The organism is Amycolatopsis sp. NPDC004378 (assembly GCF_053602455.1).
Map to the genome: position 1 here is coordinate 53,704 of NZ_JBSGDR010000006.1, position 21,275 is coordinate 74,978.

General features: G+C 72.2%; 22 protein-coding genes. 20 read left to right on the forward strand and 2 right to left on the reverse strand.

Features of this window, described 5'->3' with window-relative positions; genetic code table 11:
* Positions 1-49 precede the first annotated feature (49 nt).
* The 10 genes from ACWEN0_RS20220 (at position 50) to ACWEN0_RS20265 (ending at position 8,821) form a co-directional block, all read left to right on the forward strand.
* Entirely contained in the window at positions 50-418 is a 369-nt protein-coding gene (locus ACWEN0_RS20220; protein WP_451975376.1) for a hypothetical protein, read from the forward strand.
* Positions 419-422: 4 nt separating this feature from the next.
* A complete protein-coding gene (locus ACWEN0_RS20225) occupies positions 423-935 on the forward strand; it encodes a sigma-70 family RNA polymerase sigma factor (RefSeq protein ID WP_451975378.1) in 513 nt (170 codons plus the stop codon).
* Positions 932-1,585 carry an anti-sigma factor family protein gene (locus ACWEN0_RS20230; protein ID WP_451975381.1) on the forward strand — a complete coding sequence of 218 codons (654 nt, stop codon included), beginning with the start codon at positions 932-934 and terminating at the stop codon, positions 1,583-1,585. The genes ACWEN0_RS20225 and ACWEN0_RS20230 overlap by 4 nt, the downstream gene beginning before the upstream one ends.
* 268 nt (positions 1,586-1,853) lie before the next feature.
* Entirely contained in the window at positions 1,854-2,918 is a 1,065-nt protein-coding gene (locus tag ACWEN0_RS20235) for a prepilin peptidase (protein ID WP_451975384.1), read from the forward strand.
* 48 nt (positions 2,919-2,966) lie between these two features.
* Positions 2,967-4,154, forward strand: coding sequence for a chorismate synthase (gene aroC / locus ACWEN0_RS20240; RefSeq protein WP_451975387.1), 1,188 nt, complete (start codon positions 2,967-2,969; stop codon positions 4,152-4,154).
* Entirely contained in the window at positions 4,151-4,672 is a 522-nt protein-coding gene (locus ACWEN0_RS20245; RefSeq protein ID WP_451975389.1) for a shikimate kinase, read from the forward strand. The genes aroC and ACWEN0_RS20245 overlap by 4 nt, the downstream gene beginning before the upstream one ends.
* Before the next feature lie 8 nt (positions 4,673-4,680).
* Positions 4,681-5,790 carry a 3-dehydroquinate synthase gene (aroB, locus tag ACWEN0_RS20250; RefSeq protein WP_451975392.1) on the forward strand — a complete coding sequence of 370 codons (1,110 nt, stop codon included), beginning with the start codon at positions 4,681-4,683 and terminating at the stop codon, positions 5,788-5,790.
* On the forward strand, positions 5,787-6,218 hold the full coding sequence (gene aroQ / locus ACWEN0_RS20255; protein WP_451975395.1) for a type II 3-dehydroquinate dehydratase: 432 nt from the start codon (positions 5,787-5,789) through the stop codon (positions 6,216-6,218). The genes aroB and aroQ overlap by 4 nt, the downstream gene beginning before the upstream one ends.
* Positions 6,215-7,129: a GNAT family N-acetyltransferase gene (locus ACWEN0_RS20260; protein WP_451975398.1), complete on the forward strand. Its 915-nt coding sequence runs from the start codon at positions 6,215-6,217 to the stop codon at positions 7,127-7,129. The genes aroQ and ACWEN0_RS20260 overlap by 4 nt, the downstream gene beginning before the upstream one ends.
* A gap of 210 nt (positions 7,130-7,339) precedes the next feature.
* The gene (locus tag ACWEN0_RS20265; RefSeq protein WP_451975401.1) at positions 7,340-8,821 is read left to right on the forward strand and encodes a beta-xylosidase; all 1,482 of its coding nucleotides are present in this window, start codon (positions 7,340-7,342) and stop codon (positions 8,819-8,821) included.
* 176 nt (positions 8,822-8,997) lie between these two features.
* On the opposite strand, the gene ACWEN0_RS20270 is transcribed toward ACWEN0_RS20265, so the two are convergent.
* Positions 8,998-9,516 carry a B-4DMT family transporter gene (locus ACWEN0_RS20270; protein ID WP_451976165.1) on the reverse strand — a complete coding sequence of 173 codons (519 nt, stop codon included), beginning with the start codon at positions 9,514-9,516 and terminating at the stop codon, positions 8,998-9,000.
* Between the two features lie 92 nt (positions 9,517-9,608).
* Here ACWEN0_RS20270 and ACWEN0_RS20275 point away from each other — a divergent pair, with 92 nt between their 5' ends.
* Genes ACWEN0_RS20275 through nusB form a run of 3 tightly spaced genes read left to right on the forward strand, consistent with a single transcriptional unit; the run spans position 9,609 to position 11,759 of the window.
* Positions 9,609-10,697 carry a M24 family metallopeptidase gene (locus tag ACWEN0_RS20275; protein ID WP_451975404.1) on the forward strand — a complete coding sequence of 363 codons (1,089 nt, stop codon included), beginning with the start codon at positions 9,609-9,611 and terminating at the stop codon, positions 10,695-10,697.
* Positions 10,698-10,740: 43 nt separating this feature from the next.
* Positions 10,741-11,304 (forward strand): elongation factor P, encoded by a 564-nt coding sequence (gene efp, locus ACWEN0_RS20280; protein WP_086856368.1) that lies wholly within the window; start codon positions 10,741-10,743, stop codon positions 11,302-11,304.
* Entirely contained in the window at positions 11,304-11,759 is a 456-nt protein-coding gene (nusB, locus tag ACWEN0_RS20285; RefSeq protein ID WP_091308410.1) for a transcription antitermination factor NusB, read from the forward strand. The genes efp and nusB overlap by 1 nt, the downstream gene beginning before the upstream one ends.
* Positions 11,760-11,852: 93 nt before the next feature.
* Here the strand turns inward: nusB and bldD are convergent, their stop codons facing one another.
* Positions 11,853-12,341 carry a transcriptional regulator BldD gene (gene bldD / locus ACWEN0_RS20290; protein WP_003096372.1) on the reverse strand — a complete coding sequence of 163 codons (489 nt, stop codon included), beginning with the start codon at positions 12,339-12,341 and terminating at the stop codon, positions 11,853-11,855.
* A 249-nt stretch (positions 12,342-12,590) separates the two neighbouring features.
* On the opposite strand from bldD, the gene pyrR reads away from it, so the two are divergent.
* The 7 genes from pyrR to pyrF are packed head-to-tail and all read left to right on the forward strand — an operon-like array spanning position 12,591 to position 21,185.
* Positions 12,591-13,205 carry a bifunctional pyr operon transcriptional regulator/uracil phosphoribosyltransferase PyrR gene (pyrR, locus tag ACWEN0_RS20295; RefSeq protein WP_451975407.1) on the forward strand — a complete coding sequence of 205 codons (615 nt, stop codon included), beginning with the start codon at positions 12,591-12,593 and terminating at the stop codon, positions 13,203-13,205.
* The gene (locus tag ACWEN0_RS20300; RefSeq protein ID WP_257919268.1) at positions 13,202-14,134 is read left to right on the forward strand and encodes an aspartate carbamoyltransferase catalytic subunit; all 933 of its coding nucleotides are present in this window, start codon (positions 13,202-13,204) and stop codon (positions 14,132-14,134) included. The genes pyrR and ACWEN0_RS20300 overlap by 4 nt, the downstream gene beginning before the upstream one ends.
* Positions 14,131-15,417 (forward strand): dihydroorotase, encoded by a 1,287-nt coding sequence (locus ACWEN0_RS20305; protein WP_451975410.1) that lies wholly within the window; start codon positions 14,131-14,133, stop codon positions 15,415-15,417. The genes ACWEN0_RS20300 and ACWEN0_RS20305 overlap by 4 nt, the downstream gene beginning before the upstream one ends.
* Positions 15,417-15,911 (forward strand): PH-like domain-containing protein, encoded by a 495-nt coding sequence (locus ACWEN0_RS20310; protein ID WP_451975413.1) that lies wholly within the window; start codon positions 15,417-15,419, stop codon positions 15,909-15,911. The genes ACWEN0_RS20305 and ACWEN0_RS20310 overlap by 1 nt, the downstream gene beginning before the upstream one ends.
* Positions 15,908-17,029, forward strand: coding sequence for a glutamine-hydrolyzing carbamoyl-phosphate synthase small subunit (carA, locus tag ACWEN0_RS20315; protein WP_451975415.1), 1,122 nt, complete (start codon positions 15,908-15,910; stop codon positions 17,027-17,029). The genes ACWEN0_RS20310 and carA overlap by 4 nt, the downstream gene beginning before the upstream one ends.
* Positions 17,029-20,343, forward strand: coding sequence for a carbamoyl-phosphate synthase large subunit (gene carB / locus ACWEN0_RS20320; RefSeq protein ID WP_451975418.1), 3,315 nt, complete (start codon positions 17,029-17,031; stop codon positions 20,341-20,343). Before carA ends, carB begins: the two co-directional genes overlap by 1 nt.
* On the forward strand, positions 20,340-21,185 hold the full coding sequence (gene pyrF / locus ACWEN0_RS20325) for an orotidine-5'-phosphate decarboxylase (protein ID WP_451975421.1): 846 nt from the start codon (positions 20,340-20,342) through the stop codon (positions 21,183-21,185). The genes carB and pyrF overlap by 4 nt, the downstream gene beginning before the upstream one ends.
* Positions 21,186-21,275: the final 90 nt, after the last annotated feature.

Genomic DNA, 21,275 nt, shown 5'->3' on the forward strand with positions numbered 1-21,275 from the left:
GCCTCTGTTCCGTGTATGTACCCGAGTGGGTGTGGATGGAGGAACGATCATGGTGGGATGGGTTCTGCGCATCGTCGTGGCGGCCGCGTTGCTGGGCTCGGCGGGGGTGCACTACTTGCTGTGGACCGAGGACTACCCGGGCATCGTCGGGCCGTTGTTCCTGCTCGACGCGATCGGCGGCCTCGTCCTCGCGATCGCGGTCCTGGCCTGGCGGCACTGGCTGCCGGCGCTGGGCGCGGTCGGTTTCGGCGTGCTGACGCTCGGCGCGTACGTGCTCGCCGCGACCGTCGGGTTCGCCGGGAACCACGACCAGTTCAACAGCCAGCCGGAGTACTGGGGCGTGATCACCGAGTCGGTGTGCATCCTCGGCGGTCTCGCGCTGATGTTCGTGAAGGACCGGCGCCGCGTCGCGGCCTGAGTCCGTGGGAGAAGTCGCCGAAGACGCGCTGATGCGCGCGCTCCACGAGGAGCACGCCGCGGCCCTGTGGTCGTACGCGCTCCACCTGACCTCGGGCGACCGGATCCGGGCCGAGGACGTCGTCCAGGAGACGCTGCTGCGCGCCTGGCGGTCGACGGCGGTGCTGGACCAGTCGACGGGCTCGGCGCGGGCGTGGCTGTTCACGGTGGCGCGGCGCATCGCGATCGACGGCTGGCGCTCGGCGTCGGCCCGCTCGGAAGTGGTGACCGACCAGCCGCCGGAGCGCGCGGTCGCGGACGGCACGGACCGCGCGGTCCAGGGCTGGCTGGTCGCCGAGGCGCTGGCGGAGCTTTCGGAACGGCACCGCGAGGTGCTCGTGCTGTGTTACTTCCAGGGCTATTCCGTAGCGGACGCGGCACAGCGGCTGGGCGTGGCCGAAGGAACGGTCAAGTCGCGCACGCACTACGCGTTGCGCGCGCTCCGCCTGGTGCTCGAGGAGAGGGGGGTGACCCAGTGAGCGAGGACCCGTTCGCGACGTTCGACGCGGCGTACGTGCTCGGGGCGCTGTCCCCCGAAGACCGCCAGCGGTTCGAGGCGCACCTGAGGACGTGCGACCGGTGCGCGGCTTCGGTGCGCGACATGGCGGGGCTGCCGGGGCTGCTGGCCCGGGTGGACGCCCCGCCCGCGCTCCCCGACGCCGGGCCGCCCCCGCCGGACCTGCTCCCGACGGTGCTCAGGCGCGTCCGCCGCGGCCGCCGGGTGCGCACCACGGTGACGTCCGTCTCGGCGGCCCTGGCCGTCTCGGCGTGCGTGGCGCTGGCTGTGGTGGCTTCGGCACCTTCGCCGGCTCCGCCTCCCGGGCCGCCTTACACGGCGATGACGGCGCTGGGCGAGTTCCCGGTCCGCGCGGACGCCAGCCTGGCGGCCTTCGACTGGGGCACGCAGGTGGACATGTCGTGCAGCTACACGGGCGACCGCAGCAGCGGCGAGTACGTCCTGGTGGCGATCTCGCACTCGGGCACCGAGACCCAGCTGGCGACGTGGAAGGCGGTCCCGGACAACACGGCCCGCATCGTGATCGGCACGGCGTTGAAGCGCACGGACCTGGCAGCACTGGAGGTCCGCGGCGGAACCACCGGAAGAGCCTTGCTGCGGCTGACGTTGTGAGGAGAGGTGGCTCGTCCGGGCCGCAGGGGGCCCCGGACGAGCCACCCCTCGCTTCGGGTTCGCTCCGTGTCGACCCCTCGCGCACGCGTGTCGACCCCTCGCGCACCTGAGCCGGTCGCCGTTCGTGTCCTTCGCTGATCGATTCGCGGCTGGATCTGCCCGGGCGGCGTCGCCCACAGGAGTGAAAACAGGCCCGGAACGCAGCGAACGGTCCGTTCGCGACGCTGGGCATTTGCCCTGCTCAACCCATCCGCAGCACGCTGGATTCATGACCGCCCCGACGCTCATCGCGACCACGGCAGCCGCCACCGCACCCCTCGCGGCGGCGCTGCTGAAACGCGCCGACGCTCCGATCCCGATGCCGCTGACAGCCGTCCTGACGGCCCTCGGCTCAGCGGCTGTCGCCGTGACCGGCGCCTGGCCCAGCTGGTGGCTGCCGGTACCGCTGGCGCTGACGGTCGTGGCGGTCCCATTGACCCTCGCCGACCTCCGGCATTTCCGGCTGCCGGACGTCCTCACGCTGCCTGCCTACCCCCTGTTCGGCGCGGCGATCGGAGCGGCGGCACTGGGCGGCGGCGGCCCGTCACTCGCCGCGCGAGCAGCCGTGGGTGCCCTGCTGTTCGGCGCCGCCCACGCCCTGGTCCACCGCATGGCGCCGGGCAGCCTCGGCGCGGGAGACGTGAAGCTCTCCGGCAGCCTCGGCGCGGTGCTGGGTGCGGCCGGCTGGCCCACGCTGGTCCTGGCCCCACTCCTGGCGGCCCTGTTCACCCTGGCCTTGGCGATGACACACCTCGCCAGGTCGAGATGGGCCCGGCGTCGCGCACCCCAAGCCTGCCTCGGACCGGCCGCGCGAGCACTGCCCGCCCCGCACGAACCGCCGGTCGCACAGCCAGCGTCGGCCCCGTGCGAAGCGGCTGCCGGGCGGCCAGCATCGGCCCCGTGCGAACCGGCGGTCGCGCAGCCAGCGTCGGCCCCGTGCGAACCGGCGGTCGGGCGGCCAGCGTCGGCCCCGCGCGAACCGGCGGTCGCGCAGCCAGCATCGGCCCCGCGCGAACCGGCGGTCGGGCGGCCAGCGTCGGCCCCGCGCGAACCAGCCGTCGCGCAGCCAGCATCGACCCCGTGCGAACCGGCCGTCGCCCAGCCAGCATCAGCCCCGCACGAGCCCGTCCCACGCGAAGCACCCGCCACAGACCCACCACCCGCCCCACGTCGACCCGCCACCCGGCCCACCGCCCACCCACCGGCCGGTCCGCTCGGCGGCCACCGCGTGCCCCACGGCCCGGCCCTCCTGGCCGCCACCTGGCTGTGCGCCCTCTTCGCGGCTGCGCCATGACCGGAACACTCTTCGGGCCCGCCCGGCCCCCGTGACAGGATTGAGCCCATGTTGCGCTGGATCACCGCAGGTGAATCGCACGGACCCGCGCTGGCCGCCGTGCTGGAAGGCATGCCCGCCGGGGTGGAGGTCACCACCGCCGACGTCACCGCCCAGCTCGCCCGGCGCCGCCTCGGCTTCGGGCGCAGCCCGCGGATGGGCTTCGAGACCGACCACATCGACTTCCTCGGCGGCGTCCGCCACGGCCTCACCCAGGGCGGCCCGGTCGCGATCCAGATCGAGAACGCCGAGTGGCCCAAGTGGGAGCAGGTCATGGCGGCCGACCCGGTCGACCCGCAGGTCCTCGAAGGCCTCGCGCGCAACGAACCGCTCACCCGCCCCCGCCCCGGCCACGCCGACCTGCCCGGCATGCAGAAGTACGGCTTCGAGGAGGCCCGCCCGGTCCTCGAGCGGGCCAGCGCCCGGGAGACGGCGTCGCGGACCGCGCTCGGCACCGTCGCGCGGAACTTCCTCAAGCAGCTGCTGGGCGTCGAGATCCTCAGCCACGTCGTCTCGATCGGCGCGGCCGACGCCCCCGAAGGCCCCCTGCCCAAGCCGGAAGACCTCGCCGCCATCGACGAGAGCCCGGTGCGCGCCTTCAGCCAGGAGGGCACCGACGCGATGGTCGCCGAGGTCGACGCCGTGCGGAAGGCGGGCGACACCGTCGGCGGCGTCATCGAGGTCCTCGCCTACGGCCTGCCGCCGGGCCTCGGCTCCCACGTCCACTGGGACCGCCGGCTCGACGCCCGGCTCGCCGGCGCGCTGATGGGCGTCCAGGCCATGAAGGGCGTCGAGGTCGGTGACGGCTTCACCACCGCCCGCCGCTGGGGCAGCCAGGCGCACGACGAGATCGACCGCGGCACCGGCCCGGTCGGCGTCACCCGCCGGTCCAACCGCGCGGGCGGTCTCGAAGGCGGCATCACCAACGGCGAGCCGCTGCGGGTGCGCGTCGCGATGAAGCCGATCTCGACCGTCCCCAAAGCACTGTCCACTGTGGACGTCAAGACCGGCGAACCCGCCGTTGCCATCCACCAGCGTTCGGACGTCTGCGCGGTACCGCGCGCCGGGGTCGTGCTGGAGTCGGTCGTGGCGCTCGTCCTCGCCGACGCCGCGCTCGAGAAGTTCGGCGGCGACTCGCTGGCCGAGAGCAAGCGCAACGCCGAGGCGTACCTCAAGGCCCTCGAGGAGCGGTGGTGAGTCCCCGGGCGGTGATCGTCGGCCCGCCCGGCTCCGGCAAGAGCACGGTCGGGCCGCTGCTCGCGAAGGCGCTCGGCGTCGATTTCCGCGACAGCGACGACGACATCGTCGCACGCGCCGGGCGCAGCATCTCCGACATCTTCGCCGAGGACGGCGAACCGGCATTCCGTGCCCTGGAAGAAGAAGCGGTCGCCACGGCGCTGGCCGAGCACGAGGGCGTGCTCTCCCTCGGCGGCGGCGCGCCGCTCACCCGGGGCACCCGGGCGCGGCTGGCCGGGCACACCGTCGTGTTCCTCAACGTCGGCCTCGCGGCCGGCGTGCAGCGCACCGGCCTGTCCGGTGCGCGGCCCCTGCTGGCCGGGGTGAACCCCCGCGCCACGTTCAAGAAACTGCTCGACGACCGGGTACCCGTCTACCGCGAGGTCGCCACCGTCGAGGTCGTCACCGACGAGCGGTCGCCCGCCGAGATCGTCGCGGACCTCGCGGCGCGGCTCGCGCCCGCCGAAGCCAAGGAGTGAACCAGCAGATGTCCGACCCGGTGCGCATCCCGGTCGCCACCGCCCACCCGTACGACGTCGTGATCGGCCGCGGCCTGCTCGGCGACCTCACCGCCCAGCTCGCGGACGCGTCGAAGATCGCGCTGATCCACCCGCCGACGCTGACCACCACGGCCGAGGCGATCCGCGAGGAGCTCATCGCGGCGGGTCTCGACGCGCACCGCGTCGAAATCCCCGACGCCGAGGACGGCAAGGCGCTCACCGTCGCCAGCTTCTGCTGGGAGGTGCTGGGCCGGATCGGCCTGGACCGCCGCGGTGTCGTGGTCGGGCTCGGCGGCGGCGCCGTCACCGACCTCGCCGGGTTCGTCGCCGGCACGTGGATGCGCGGGGTCCGGCTGGTCAACGTGCCGACGACGCTGCTCGGCATGGTCGACGCCGCGGTCGGCGGCAAGACCGGCATCAACACCGATGCGGGCAAGAACCTCGTCGGGGTGTTCCACGAGCCGAGCGCGGTGTTCGTCGACCTCGCCACGCTGGAGACGCTGCCGCCGAACGAGCTCGTCGCCGGCATGGCCGAGGTCGTCAAGACGGGCTTCATCGCCGACCCGCGGATCCTCGAGCTGATCGAGGCCGACCCGGCGGCGGCGGTGGACACGACCGGCGACGTCCTGGCCGAGCTGGTCCGCCGCTCGATCCAGGTCAAGGCCGACGTCGTGGCCGCGGACCTGCGCGAATCGGACCTGCGGGAGATCCTCAACTACGGTCACACCCTCGGTCACGCCATCGAGCGCCGCGAGCGCTACCGGTGGCGCCACGGCGCCGCGGTGAGCGTCGGGCTGGTGTTCGCCGCCGAGCTGGCGCGGCTGGCCGGGCGGCTCGACGACGCCACCGCCGAGCGCCACGCCGCCGTGCTGAAGCTGCTCGGCCTGCCGACGACGTACGACGCCGACGCGCTGCCCCAGCTGCTGGAAACCATGAAGGGCGACAAGAAGACGCGCTCGGGGGTGCTGCGGTTCGTCGTCCTCGACGGCCTCGGCAAGCCCGGCCGGCTGGAGGGCCCGGACCCGTCGCTGCTGGCGGCCGCGTACTCGGCCATCGCCGCGGACGCCCCGAAGACCGGCGGGAGCGTGCTGCTGTGAAGGCGTTCGTGTTCAACGGCCCCAACCTCGGGCGGCTCGGCAAGCGCGAGCCGTCGGTCTACGGCTCGACCACCCACGACGACCTCGCGGCGCTGTGCGTCAAGACGGGGGCGGAGCTGGGGATCGAGGTCGAGGTCCGGCAGACCGACCACGAGGGCGAGATGGTCGGCTGGCTGCACGAAGCCGCGGACGGCGGCCACCCGGTTGTCCTGAACGCGGGCGCGTGGACGCACTACTCGATCGCGGTGCGCGACGCCGCGGCGCAACTGTCCGCCCCGCTGATCGAGCTGCACATCTCGAACGTGCACAAGCGGGAGGCGTTCCGGCACCACAGCGTGCTGTCGGACATCGCGACGGCGGTGGTCGCGGGCCTCGGCGTCGACGGCTACCCGCTCGCCCTGCGGTGGCTCGCCGCGCACCCGGGATGAGCCTGCCGACGCTGACCACGGCGCGGCTGACACTGCGGCAGCTGGTCGAGGCCGACCGCGAAGCCGTCGTGAAGGTGTTCTCCGACCCGGAGATGAGCCGGTACTTCGCCGCGGACTTCTCCGACCCGGCCGCGGCGAGCGCGATGGTCGACCGGCGCCTGGCCTACCGCGGCCCGGCCGGCCAGGGCCACTGGGCGATCGAGCGCGACGGTGAGGTGATCGGCGTCGCGCACCTGCGGCCGTCGGCGGAGCTGCCGGGCGGGGTGGCCGAGCTGGGCTACTACGTCGCGAGCGCGCACGCGGGCTCCGGTTTGGCGACCGAGGCGGCCCGGGCGGTGCTCGACCACGGCCTCGACGCGCTCGGGCTCCCGGCGATCTGGGCCCTGGTGCACGAGAACAACGCGGCGAGCCGGAAAGTGGCGGCCCGCTTGGGTTTCCTCGACGTCGGCAGCGGCGTCCACTACGGCGACCTGCACCGCGTCCTGGTGTCCCTCGCGCCGGTGCACGGGCGGGCGCACCACATCGAGCTGTGGGCGCCGGACCTCGCCGGGGCCGAGCGGAGCTGGGGCTGGCTGCTCGGCGAGCTCGGCTGGACGGAGTTCCAGCGCTGGTCCGCGGGCGTCAGCTGGCGGCTCGGCGGGACGTACCTCGTGGTCGAAGCCTCGCCCGCGCTGAGCGCGCCGGACCACGAGCGCACGCGCCCGGGACTGAACCACCTGGCGCTGCACGTGAAAACCCGCGCCGAGGTCGACGACTTGGCGACGCGGTCGGCCGACCACGGCTGGCGCCCGCTGTTCGCCGACCGCTACCCGCACGCGGGCGGCGAGGCGCACTACGCGGCTTACCTGGAGAACGACGCCGGTTTCGAGGTCGAACTGGTCGCCCTGGAAGGCCCGCCGCCCGCGCCCTGACGGCGGCCGCGCTGACGGCGGCCGCGCTTTGACGGCGGCTCAGCTTTGGCGGCGGCGAGGTGCCTGCCCGCAGCCCGGCGAAGGGCCGCCGTAGCAGGCTCGGGTGGGGGACCGTCGACCAGGCGTGGCATCACCCGGACAGGTTAGGTCTCGCTACACTCCGGTGTCGTGCACCCGTTTCGTCGTGGGGGTCGGCGACCCGCTCGTGCCTTGCTCGCCAGTGTCCTGGCGGGGCTCCTGGTCGCGGGGTGCACCGAGGGTTACGCCCAGCCTCAGGCCGCGGGGGACAAGCCGGCGATCGCGGGCGGGCAGAGCGCCGCGCCACCACGGCCGAACAACGTCAAGCTCGCTTCGGGTGACCCCCGGCAGAGTGGCGGCGTGATCGCCGCCGGCGGGGCGGACGCCGTCTACAACTACGGCCCCACGGTGATGCTCGACCGCGGGCAGACCCGGATGTGGTGGTGCAGCCAGTACGGCGGCGCCGGCCCGGCGGGCGACGACATCCTGTACGCGCAGGCCCAGTCGATCGGCGGCCCGTTCACCGGACCGGGTGGCGGGATTCCGGCGGCGGTGTTCTCCGGCGCGCCCGGGCAGTTCGACGGCATGCACACCTGCGACCCGTCGGTGCTGCGCGTCGGCACCACCTACTACCTCTACTACACCGGCGCGGCGGGCGACCACGCGCTCGGCAACGCCGTCGGGCTCGCGACCAGCACCGACGGCGTGCACTGGACCCGCGCGGCGGGCGGCAAGCCGATCCTCGGGCCGTCGCACGACGTGCACCGCGACAACGTCTACGGCGCCGGCCAGCCCTCGGCCGTGTACCTCGACGGCTGGTTCTACCTGATGTTCACCGACACCACCGGGCGCGCCGCGGCCTGGAACGGTGCCGGGCAGTTCGTGCTGCGGTCGCACGACCCGAGCTTCGCGACCGGCGTGCAGGCCCTGGACGTCGGCGGGTTCGTGCCGGTGGCGTCGACCGCGACGCCGCGCAGCCGGTCGGTGGTCGAGGGGTTCAGCGCGGACCTGATGTGGGTGGGCGCGCTCGACGCGTTCGTCATCGCGCACGAGACCGACACCGGGACCACGCTGACGTTCTGGACCGCGGACTTCACCGAGAACCCGTACCAGCCGGTCGTCATCCCGGGCCCGTGGAAGGAAGGGCCGGGGCTGGTGCGCCGCGCGGACGGGCACGCGCCGCTGTCGTCGACCGCGCCGTGCGACCGGGTGCCGGTCGACGTCGTGCGCGCCACCACGATCGGCGGCGCCGGCGCGCCGACGGGCCTGCGCCAGTTCGGGCTGGACCTGCTGGGCAGCCAGGCGTGCGCCACCCCGGACCGGCTGGCGAAGACGTTCGACGGCGTGACGATGCCGTCGCCGGAGCGCACGATGGACCTGGTCCGCGCGGGCCAGCGCATCCGGGTCGACCGGCGCGCGGTGGCGACGACCCTGGCCGGAGAGCTGCTGGAGAAGGCCCCACCGGAGGTGGCGAAGCTGCCACTGACGGCGCACCTGCCCTCGGCGGCCGAGGCGGTCCAGGCCCCGGGCCGCGGACTGGCCCTGGTGCTGGACGACCGCCGCCTGTGGGCGGTCCCGGACCCGGTGGTCCTGGCGGCCAACGCCTCGACGGCCCGCCCGGTACCGCTCGCCCAGTGGGACGCGTATGGGCGAGGTTCTTCACTGGTGGGCTGAGGGCGGGTCAGGGCGCAGTGGCTGAGCGGGTCCTCGCCGGTCGGCTGAGCCTGGCGGAGCAGGGACCCGGTCGCGATCGAGGCGCGAGGTTTTGCTGAGCCCTGCGGCGCAGCGACCTGGTCGCGATCGAGGCGCGAGTTTCGCTGAGCCTGGCGGCGCAGCAACCCGCTCGCGATCTAGGCGCGAGTTTCCTTGCTCCGCTGCCGAAGCCCGCGACGCGGCCGAGGCGAAGGCTCCTCGACGGCCGCCGCAACCCGGCGTGGCCGCGGCGAAGGAGTAGTCCGTGGCCGGGGCGAAGGCGGCGCCTCCGGCGGCTCCTCGTCCTCCGGCTCGGAAGACCGCCCGATCCGGCCGCCGACGAACAACCCGAGCCCTGCCGGGATCAGCACCAGCAGCGCCGAGAACGCCGCCCCGCCCGTCAAGGCGCCGCCCAGTTCCGACACGCCCGTCTGGTCGACGAACGCCGCCCGGCCGATCACGTACAGGATTCCGGACACCACGCCCGTCACCAGGGCCGCGATGAACCACGCGCGGCCGCGGTCCGGGAGACCCCGCCAGCCGTCCAGGGCGCTCCACAGCGCCGCCGCGCCCACCAGGACCGCCAGGGCCAGCGACGTCACCAGCGTCTGGTCCGTGGGGTGGTACACCGCGTACTTGGCCAGCAGCGTCAGCGCCACGCCGTGCAGCACCGCCATGGCCAGTCCGCGGATCACCCAAGCGCTCATCCTGCGGAGTGTAGGCCAGGTTACTGACGAGTCGCTTGACCAGCGCCCACTAGGCTGGGCCGGTGCCTGAAACCCATGGACGACGCCGGGCGGCGCTGCGCGGGCTGCTGACCGAAGCCGGTGTCGACGCGCTGCTGGTCACCGATCTGCTGAACATCCGCTACCTGACCGGGTTCACCGGCTCGAACGCCGCCGTGCTGCTGCACGTCGAAGGCGACGGGAAGACGCTCTTCTGCACCGACGGCCGCTACACCACGCAGTCCGCCGCCGAGGTGCCCGACCTCGACAAGGTCGTCGACCGGGCCAGCGCTGCCGCCCTCGTCGCCAAGGCCGCGAAGGACGCCAAGACCTACGGCCGCGTCGGTTTCGAGAGCCAGCACGTCAGCGTCGAGGAGTACGAAGCCCTCAAAAAGGAAGTCGCCCTCGAACGCACGCCCGGCCTGATCGAGCGGCTGCGCGAGGTCAAGGACGAGGCGGAGATCGACGCGCTGCGCCAGGCGTGCGCGGCCGCCGACCGGGCGCTCGACGACCTGCTCGCCGCCGGCGGGCTGCGGCCCGGGCGGACCGAGCTGGAAATCGCCCGTGACCTGGAGAACCGGATGCTGGAGCACGGCTCGAAGGAGCCCAGCTTCGCCTCCATCATCGCCGCCGGCGCGCACTCGGCCATCCCGCACCACCAGCCCACGCACGCCGAGCTGAAGCGCGGCGACTTCGTCAAGCTGGACTTCGGCGCGACCGTCGACAGCTACCACTCCGACATGACCCGCACCTTCGTCCTCGGCGAGCCCGCGGACTGGCAGCGGGAGGTGTACGACCTCGTGCACGCCGCCCAGGCGGTCGGGGTCGACGCCGTCGTCCCGGGCGCCGAGGTGTCCGATGTGGACGCCGCGGCGCGGAAGGTGATCGCGGACGCGGGCCACGGCGAGCACTTCGCCCACGGCCTCGGGCACGGCGTCGGCCTGCAGATTCACGAGGCACCCAGCTTCGCCGCGACGGGCGTCGGTACACTGGCCGCCGGTATGGCGGTCACCGTCGAGCCCGGCGTCTACCTCGCGGGGCGCGGTGGCGTGCGCATCGAGGACACGCTCGTCGTGCGGGCTGGGGAGCCCGAACTCCTCACCCTGAGCACCAAGAACCTCGTGGTCGTCTGACAGCGGCCGCGAACCGTAGATCGACACAGGAGACTGCAAGCTCGTGGCCACCACCAACGACCTGAAGAACGGGCTCGTCCTCAACCTCGAGGGCCAGCTGTGGACCGTCACCGCGTTCCAGCACGTCAAGCCCGGCAAGGGCGGTGCCTTCGTGCGCACGACGCTCAAGCACGTGCTCACCGGCAAGGTGGTCGACAAGACGTTCAACGCGGGCACGAAGGTCGAGACGGCCACGGTCGACCGCCGGAACATGACCTACCTGTACAAGGACGGCGCCGACTTCGTCTTCATGGACGGCGACACCTACGACCAGATCACGGTCCCGGCCGAGGTCGTCGGCGACAACGCCAACTACATGCTCGAGAACACCGAGGTCCAGGTCGCGGTGCACGAGAACGAGCCGCTGTACGTCGAGCTCCCGACGTCGGTCGAGATCGTCATCCAGCACACCGACCCGGGCCTGCAGGGCGACCGCTCGACCGGGGGCACCAAGCCGGCGACGCTGGAGACGGGCGCGGAGATCCAGGTCCCGCTGTTCCTGTCCACCGGCGAGAAGATCAAGGTCGACACCCGCGACGGCCGTTACCTGGGCCGCGTCTCCAGCTGATGCCGACTTCCAAACCCCACCCGAACCGCGGCGGCGCGATCAGCCGCAGGCAGGCGCGCCGCCGGGCGGTGGAAATGCTGTACGAGGCCGCGCAGCGCGACACCGACGCGGTGACGCTGCTGGCCGACCGCGTGGGCGCGACGGACGTCGACCCCATCGCGGACTACACGATCAGCCTGGTCGAGGGCGTGACCGGGCGGAAGACGCAGATCGACGAGCTGCTGGCCGAGCACGCGCAGGGCTGGACCCTGGAGCGGATGCCGAAGGTCGACCTCGCGGTGCTGCGGGTCGGGGTCTACGAGCTGCTCTGGGCCGAGGACGTGCCGGACCCGGTCGCGATCGACGAGGCCGTCGGCCTGGCGAAGGAACTGTCCACGGACGACTCGCCGCGGTTCGTCAACGGCGTGCTCGGCCGGATCGGCACGATCGCCGACCGCCTGCGCGCGGTGCTCTGAAAATCGTCTGCTGCGAGCCCCCCGACGAACTCAGTGAGCGTCTCCGGTGCCCCACCGGGAACGCTCACTTCGTCGGCGCAGCACACACGCGGATCAGTCTTCCTTGGACGGCCGTGCCTCCGGCGGGAGCACACCCCAGTCGATGAGCTGCTCGGTGAGCTCGCCCGGGGTCATGTCGTAGATGATCGCCAGGGACCGCAGGTCCTCGGTGCGGATCGAGAGCACCTTGCCGTTGTAGTCGCCGCGCTGGCTCTGGATCGTCGCCGCGTAGCGGGCCAGCGGGCCCACCTTTTCGGCCGGCAGCTGCTGCAGGCGCTCGAGGTTGATCACGATCTTGGTGGCGGGCTCCGCACCGGAGGGGACCCGGCCCTCGGGCAGCAGCTCGACCACCGGCACGCCGTAGAAGTCGGCCAGCTCGGCCAGCTTCTGCACGGTGACGGCACGGTCGCCACGCTCGTAAGAGCCGACGACGACGGCCTTCCAGCGCCCACCGGACTTCTGCTCGACCCCGTGCAGGGACAGGCCCTGCTGCTGGCGGATCCCGCGGAGCTTGGCCCCGAGCGCCTTGGCGTAATCGCCCATCTGGTCGTTCTCCGTTCTCCACCCCCTTCCCGGTCGGGGTGACCGGTCCAGGGGACTCTTCGAGTCGAATACTCAGAGTAATGGTTACGCATTGTTGTCACCAGGTCAAGCAGAAGCTTGCCGCGAATCACGCCACACCACCCGTAAGACTGAGCAAAGTGCCTGCTACTGTCGGTGCGAAAGCCCCGACCAGCAGGGGAACAGACGTCCTTTAAGGACCCGTCCGGTGAGGCGGGGAAGGAGTCCGGTTTGTCGTCACGTCCGCGTGGCGCGGCTGGTTCGGCCGGGGAGCGCGAGCTCCTGACGGCCGGCGATGTCGCGCGCACGATCGCCCGAATGGCCCATCAGGTCATCGAAAAGACCGCGAACGGTGCGGAGAGCACTACCCCGCCCGTGTTGCTCGGGATCCCCAGCCGCGGCACGCCGCTGGCCGCCCGGCTGGCCGACAAGATCGGCGAGTTCTCCGGGGTCCGGCCGCCGACCGGCGCCCTCGACGTCACCCTGTACCGGGACGACCTCCGCCGCCGCCCGCCGCGCGCGCTCGAACAGACGCAGCTGCCCGCCGACGGCATCGACGACCGGGTGGTGATCCTGGTCGACGACGTGCTCTTCTCCGGCCGCACGATCCGGGCCGCGCTCGATGCCCTCCGTGATCACGGCCGCCCGCGCGCCGTGCAGCTGGCGGTCCTGGTCGACCGGGGTCACCGTGAGCTGCCGATCCGCGCCGACTACGTGGGCAAGAACGTCCCGACCGCCCGCTCGGAGGGCGTGTCCGTCCTGCTGGCCGAGATCGACGGCCGCGACGCGGTCCTGCTGCGCCCCTCGGAAAACGGCACGGCCGAAGCCCCTGGAGAAGACTCGTGAAGCACCTGCTCGCCACCGACGGGCTCGACCCGGCGCTGGCCACCGCCGTGCTCGACACCGCCGACGAGCTGAAGCACACGCTGCTCGGCCGCGAGGTCAAGAAGCTGCCGACGCTGCGCGGCCGCACGGTGATCACCCTGTTCTACGAGAATTCGACGCGCACGCGGGTGTCGTTCGAGATCGCCGGGAAGTGGATGAGCGCGGACGTGATCAACGTCTCGGCGTCCAGCTCCTCGGTCAACAAGGGCGAATCCCTGCGGGACACCGCCTTGACACTGGCCGCCGCGGGCGCCGACTGCGTGATCGTCCGGCACCCCGCCAGCGGCGCCGCCCAGCGGCTCTCGGAGTGGCTGGCCGAGCCCGGCACCTCGGTGGTCAACGCCGGCGACGGCACCCACGAGCACCCGACGCAGGCGCTGCTCGACGCGGCCACGCTGCGGGAACGCCTGGGCTCGCTCAAGGACCGCCGGATCGCGATCGTCGGGGACGTCCTGCACAGCCGGGTGGCCCGCTCGAACATCCACCTGCTCGCCGCCCTCGGCGCCGAAGTGGTCCTGGTCGCGCCGCCGACGCTGCTGCCCTACGGCGTCGAGAGCCTGCCGGTCACCGTCTCGCACGACCTCGACGCAGAACTGCCCGCGGTCGACGCGGTGATGATGCTGCGTGTGCAGGCCGAGCGGATGCACGGAGGTTTCTTCCCTTCCGCGCGGGAGTACTCGATCGCGTACGGCCTCTCGGAAAAGCGGCAGAAGCTGCTGCCGGAGCACGCGGTCGTCCTGCACCCCGGCCCGATGCTGCGCGGGATGGAGATCGCTTCGGCGGTCGCGGACTCCCCGGCCTCGGCCATCACCGAACAGGTCCGCAACGGCGTGCACGTCCGCATGGCGGTCCTCTACCACCTCTTGGCCAGCGAAGGAGCCGCCGCGTGACCACCGTGATCAAGGGGGCCCGGCCGTACGGCGAGGGCGACCCGGTCGACGTCCTGATCGAGGACGGCGTGATCACCGCGATCGGTGCCGTCCAGGTCCCGGAAGACGCTTCGATCATCGAAGCCGCGGGGCAGGTGCTGCTGCCGGGCTTCGTCGACCTGCACACCCACCTGCGCGAACCCGGCCGCGAAGACACCGAGACGATCGACACCGGCTCGGCCGCGGCGGCGCTCGGCGGCTACACCGCCGTGTTCGCCATGGCCAACACCGACCCGGTCGCCGACAACGCCGTGGTCGTCGACCACGTGTGGCGGCGTGGGCAGGAGGCCGGCCTGGTCGACGTCCACCCGGTCGGCGCGGTCACCGTCGGGCTCAAGGGCGAAAAGCTCGCCGAACTGGGCACGATGGCCAAGGCGCAGGCCCGGGTCACGGTCTTCTCCGACGACGGCCTCTGCGTCGCCGACCCGCTGCTGATGCGCCGCGCGCTGGAATACTCGACCGCGCTGGACGTCGTCATCGCGCAGCACGCCGAGGAGCCGCGGCTGACCGTCGGCGCCCAGGCCCACGAGGGCGAGCGCGCGGCCCGCCTCGGCTACACGGGCTGGCCCGCGGCCGCCGAAGAGTCGATCGTCGCGCGCGACTGCCTGCTGGCCCTGCACGCCAACGCGCGGCTGCACGTCTGCCACGTCTCGACCTCGGGCACGGCCGATGTGCTCGCCTGGGCGAAGGACCGCGGCACGAAGGTGTCGGCCGAGGTCACCCCGCACCACCTGCTGCTCACCGACGAGCGCCTCGCCACCTACGACCCGGTCAACAAGGTGAACCCGCCGCTGCGCACCGAGTCCGACGCCGAGAAGCTGCGGAGGGCGCTGGCCGAGGGTGTCATCGACTGCGTCGCCACGGACCACGCGCCGCACGCGGTGCAGGACAAGGACACCGAGTGGAGCGCGGCCCGGCCGGGCATGCTCGGGCTCCAGACGGCGCTGTCCATCGTCACCGAGACCATGGTCCGCACCGGCCTGCTCGACTGGCGCGGCGTCGCCCGCGTCATGAGCGAGCGCCCGGCGGAGATCGGCAACCTCACGAGCCACGGCCGGCCGATCGCGGTCGGCGAGCCGGCGAACCTCACGCTCGTCGACCCGGACGCCGAATGGACCGTCCGGGGCGCCGAACTGGCCAGCATCGCGGCCAACACCCCGTACGAGGGAATGCGGCTCCCCGGTGTGGTGACCGCGACCCTGCTGCGCGGGCGGGTCACCGCCCGGGACGGGAAGGTCGGCTGATGGAACGCCTCTGGCTGGTGCTGGCGATCGCCGCCTTCTTCCTGCTCTGCCTGTGGGGCATGTACGTGGGCTGGCGGCGCAAGGCGCGCTCGCAGAGCGTGCAGGTCCCGCCGTTCCCCGGGATCCCCGCGGAACCGGGTGCCGTCCTCCTGGAGTCCACCGGCGTGTACGTCGCCACGACGTTCGCGGGGGAGTGGCAGAACCGGGTCGTCACCCGCGGTGCGGGGCTGCGCACCGGCGCGGTTTGGCGCCTGCACGGCGCGGGTATCGCCGTCGAACGCGGGGGAGCGCCCGACTTCTGGATCCCGCGCGAAGCGATCACCGGCGTCCGCCGCGACTCGAAGATCGCCGGGAAGGTGATGGGCACCGACGCCCTGCTCATCGTCACCTGGCGGGCCGGCGAAACCGAGGTCGACACCGGCTTCCGCGGCGACGACCTCGACGACTATCCACAGTGGATCGAACAGCTCAAGATCAAGGGAGGTGCCCAGTGAACGCGCGCGCTCAGGCCGCACTGGTGCTCGAAGACGGCCGGGTGTTCCGCGGCGCTGCCTACGGCGCGCAGGGGCGAACCCTCGGCGAGGCGGTGTTCTGCACCGGCATGACCGGCTACCAGGAGACGCTGACCGACCCGTCCTACCACGGCCAGATCGTGGTGCAGACCGCGCCGCAGATCGGCAACACCGGCTGGAACGACGAGGACGACGAGTCCTCGAAGATCTGGGTCAACGGCTACGTGGTGCGCGACCCCGCGCGCACGCCGTCCAACTGGCGCTCGAAGCGCACGCTGGACGAGGAGCTGGTGAACCAGGGCGTCGTCGGCATCGCCGAGGTCGACACCCGGTCGCTGACCCGCCACCTGCGCGAGCTCGGCGCCATGCGCGCCGGGGTCTTCTCCGGCGACGCGCTGGGCACGGTCGACGAGATGGTCGCCGACGTCCTCGCGAGCCCGAAGATGGAGGGCGCCGACCTGGCCGGCCAGGTCAGCACGCCCCAGCCGTACGTCGTCCCGGCCGAGGGCGAGACGCGGTTCCGGGTCGTCGCGCTGGACCTGGGCATCAAGTCCAACACCCCGCGCCAGATGGTCAAGCGCGGCATCGAGGTGCACGTCCTGCCCTCGACCTCGACGCTGGACGACCTCCTGGCCGTCGAGCCGCACGGCGTGTTCCTCTCCAACGGCCCGGGCGACCCGGCCACCACGACCCACGCCACCGAGCTGACCAAGCAGGTCCTCGGCCGCGAGATCCCGCTGTTCGGCATCTGCTTCGGCAACCAGGTCCTCGGCCGCGCGCTCGGCCTGGGGACGTACAAGATGCGCTACGGCCACCGCGGCATCAACATCCCGGTGATCGACGTCGCCACGAAGTCGGTGGCGATCACCGCGCAGAACCACGGCTTCGCCCTCGAAGGCGAGCCCGGGCAGCGCTTCGAGTCGCCCTTCGGCGCGGCTCAGGTCAGCCACTACTGCGCCAACGACGGTGCGGTCGAGGGCCTGCGGGCGTTCGACGTCCCGGCGTTCTCGGTGCAGTACCACCCCGAAGCCGCGGCCGGCCCGCACGACGCGGCGCCCCTGTTCGACGATTTCGTTTCGCTCATGGAGAAGAAGGCCTGATGCCGAAGAGGACGGACATCCAGCACGTGCTGGTGATCGGCTCCGGGCCGATCGTGATCGGGCAGGCCGCGGAGTTCGACTACTCCGGTACCCAGGCCTGCCGGGTGCTGCGCAGCGAAGGCCTGCGCGTCTCCCTGGTGAACTCCAACCCGGCCACCATCATGACCGACCCCGAGTTCGCCGACGCCACCTACATCGAGCCGGTGACGCCGGACTTCGTCGAGAAGGTCATCGCCGAAGAGCGCCCGGACGCGATCCTGGCGACCCTCGGCGGGCAGACCGCGCTCAACTGCGCCGTCGCGCTGCACGAGCGCGGCGTGCTCGACAAGTACGGCGTCGAGCTGATCGGCGCCGACATCGACGCCATCCAGCGCGGTGAGGACCGGCAGAAGTTCAAGGACATCGTGCGCACCATCGGCGCCGAGGTCCCGCGCTCACGCGTCTGCCACGACATGGCCGAGGTCCGCGACACCGTCAAGGAACTGGGGCTGCCGGTCGTCATCCGGCCGTCGTTCACCATGGGAGGGCTCGGCTCCGGCATGGCGCACACGCCGGAGGACCTCGAGCGGCTCGCGTCCACCGGGCTCACCGAGTCCCCGGTCACCGAGGTGCTCATCGAGGAGAGCGTGCTCGGCTGGAAGGAGTACGAGCTCGAGCTGATGCGCGACAAGCACGACAACGTCGTGGTCGTCTGCTCGATCGAGAACGTCGACGCGATGGGCGTGCACACCGGCGACTCCGTCACCGTCGCGCCGACGATGACCCTCACCGACCGCGAGTACCAGGTGATGCGCGACGTCGGCATCGCCGTGCTGCGCGAGGTCGGCGTCGACACCGGCGGCTGCAACATCCAGTTCGCGATCAACCCGGCCGACGGCCGGATGGTCGTCATCGAGATGAACCCGCGGGTGTCGCGGTCTTCCGCGCTCGCTTCCAAGGCGACCGGCTTCCCGATCGCCAAGATCGCCGCGAAGCTCGCGATCGGCTACACCCTCGACGAGATCCGGAACGACATCACCGGCGAGACGCCGGCGTCGTTCGAGCCCGCGCTGGACTACGTCGTCGTGAAGATGCCGCGGTTCGCCTTCGAGAAGTTCCCGGGGGCGGACCCGACGCTGACCACGACGATGAAGAGCGTCGGCGAGGCGATGTCGTTCGGCCGCAGCTTCCCCGAGGCGCTCGGCAAGGTGATGCGGTCGATCGAGACCAAGGCGACCGGGTTCTGGACGCTGCCCGATCCCGAGGGCGCGACCGTCGAGTCCACTTTGGACTCGCTGCGCACCCCGCACGAGGGCCGGCTGTACGAAGTGGAGCGTGCCCTGCGGCTCGGCGCCACCGTCGAGCAGGTCCACGAGGCGAGCGGCATCGACCCGTGGTTCATCGACCAGATCGCCCTCATCGGCGAGGTCGGTGCCGAAGTCCGCGACGCGCCGGTGCTGAACGAAGACCTCCTGCGCCGCGCCAAGCGCACCGGCCTCTCGGACCGCCAGATCGCCGCGCTACGGCCGGAACTGGCGGGCGAGGACGGCGTCCGCGCGCTGCGCCACCGCCTCGGCGTGCGGCCGGTGTTCAAGACCGTCGACACCTGCGCGGCCGAGTTCGCGGCCAAGACGCCGTACCACTACTCGGCCTACGAGTCCGACCCCGACGCGCAGTCCGAAGTGGCCGTCCAGTCGGACAAGCCCAAGGTACTCATCCTCGGCTCCGGCCCGAACCGCATCGGCCAGGGCATCGAGTTCGACTACTCCTGCGTGCACGCGGCGATCGCGTTGCGGGAGGCCGGGTTCGAGGCCGTCATGGTCAACTGCAACCCGGAAACCGTGTCCACCGACTACGACACGTCCGACCGGCTGTACTTCGAGCCGCTGTCCTTCGAGGACGTCCTCGAGGTCGTGCACGCCGAGCAGGCGTCCGGCACGGTCGCCGGCGTGATCGTCCAGCTCGGCGGCCAGACCCCGCTGGGCCTGGCCAAGCGGCTGGCCGACGCCGGGGTCCCGGTCGTCGGCACGCCGCCGGAGGCCATCCACCTGGCCGAGGACCGCGGCGCGTTCGGCGAGGTCCTCACCGAAGCCGGGCTGCCCGCGCCGCGCTACGGCACGGCGACGTCGTTCGAGGGCGCCAAGCGGATCGCCGACGAGATCGGCTACCCGGTGCTCGTCCGGCCGTCCTACGTCCTCGGCGGGCGCGGCATGGAGATCGTCTACGACGAGGAGACCCTGGCCGGCTACATCCGCCGCGCGACCGAGGTCACGCCGGAGCACCCGGTGCTGGTGGACCGCTTCCTCGACGACGCCATCGAGATCGACGTCGACGCGCTGTTCGACGGCGAAGAGCTCTACCTCGGCGGCGTCATGGAACACATCGAAGAGGCCGGGATCCACTCCGGCGACTCGTCGTGCGCGCTGCCGCCGATCACGCTCGGGCACACCGACCTCGACGCGGTCCGCCGCTCCACCGAGGCGATCGCCCGCGGTGTGGGCGTGCGCGGGCTCCTGAACGTCCAGTACGCGCTCAAGGACGACGTCCTGTACGTCCTGGAGGCCAACCCGCGCGCGTCGCGCACGGTGCCGTTCGTGTCCAAGGCCACGGCGGTGCCGCTGGCCAAGGCCGCCGCGCTGATCATGACCGGCTCGACGATCAAGGACCTGCGCACCTCCGGGGTGCTCCCCGCGGAGGGCGACGGCGGCAAGATGCCGGCCGACTCGCCGGTCGCGGTCAAGGAAGCCGTGCTGCCCTTCCACCGCTTCCGCACCCCGGAAGGCCACGGCGTGGATTCGCTGCTGGGCCCGGAGATGAAGTCCACCGGCGAGGTGATGGGCGTCGACGTCTCCTTCGGCAAGGCGTTCGCGAAGTCCCAGAGCGGCGCGTACGGCTCGCTGCCGACGTCCGGGCGCGTGTTCGTCTCGGTGGCCAACCGCGACAAGCGCTCGCTGGTGTTCCCCGTGAAGCGGCTGGCGGATCTCGGGTTCGAGATCCTCGCCACGTCCGGCACCGCGGAAGTGCTGCGGCGCAACGGGGTCGCGTGCACGGTGGTGCGCAAGCACTACGAAGGCTCCACCGAAGCCGAGCCGAACATCGTGGACGTGATCCTCGCCGGCGACGTCGACATGGTGATCAACACCCCCTACGGCAACAGCGGTCCGCGCATCGACGGCTACGAAATCCGCACCGCCGCGGTGTCGCGCGACATCCCGTGCGTGACGACGGTGCAGGGCGCCGCGGCGGCCGTGCACGGCATCGAAGCGCTGATCCGGGGCGACATCGGCGTCCGGTCGCTGCAGGAGCTCCAGGCGGCGCTGAAGGCGCAGTCGTGACCGGGGAGCGGTTCGGGGCGCGGCTGGCGAAGGCCGTCGCGTCCCGCGGCCCCCTGTGCGCCGGGATCGACCCCCACCCGGGCCTCATCGAGGCCTGGGGGCTCCCGGTGGACGCCTCGGGCCTGGAACGGCTCGCGCTGTCCGCCACGGAGGTCCTGGCGGCGCGCGCGGCGATCGTGAAGCCGCAGTCGGCGTTCTTCGAAAGTTTCGGAGCGGCCGGTGTCCGCGTGCTAGAACGGGTCGTCGAAACCGCGCGCGAAGCGGGCTCGCTGGTGCTGCTGGACGTCAAGCGCGGCGACATCGGCTCCACGATGGCCGCGTACACGGCCGCCTACGTGGCCGACGGTGCGGCGATCGCCGCCGACGCGATCACCGTTTCGCCCTATCTCGGGTTCGGCTCGGTGGAGCAGTGCGCCGCCACGGCCGTCTCGGCGGGGCGCGGCATCTTCGTGCTCGCGCGGACTTCCAACCCCGAAGCGGCCGCCGTGCAGAACGCGAAACTGCCCGACGGGCGGACGGTCGCCCAGGCGATCGTCGACTCCGCGGCGGCGCTCAACGCTCATGTGGGGCCGCTCGGCGATGTGGGGGTCGTGGTCGGGGCCACCATTGCGCCGGGGGAGCTCGACCTCGCACGGCTGAACGGTCCGGTGCTGGCCCCGGGTTTCGGCGCCCAGGGAGCCACTGCGGCCGATTTGCGGGCCCTGTTCGGCGATGGGCTACCCGGAGTGCTTCCGGCGTCCTCCCGCGACATCCTGAAGCACGGTCCGGAGCAAGCGGCTTTGCGCCAAGCGGTCGAACGAGTCGCCGAAGTGCTGGCCGACCCGCAGGAAAACGACCAATAGCAGGGTCCGGAACGGGGTCCCACCAGGCACCCCCGCATTGTGGCCGGTGCTCACGGGTGGGTACCGTCGCGTCACCCACCCAGATTTGAG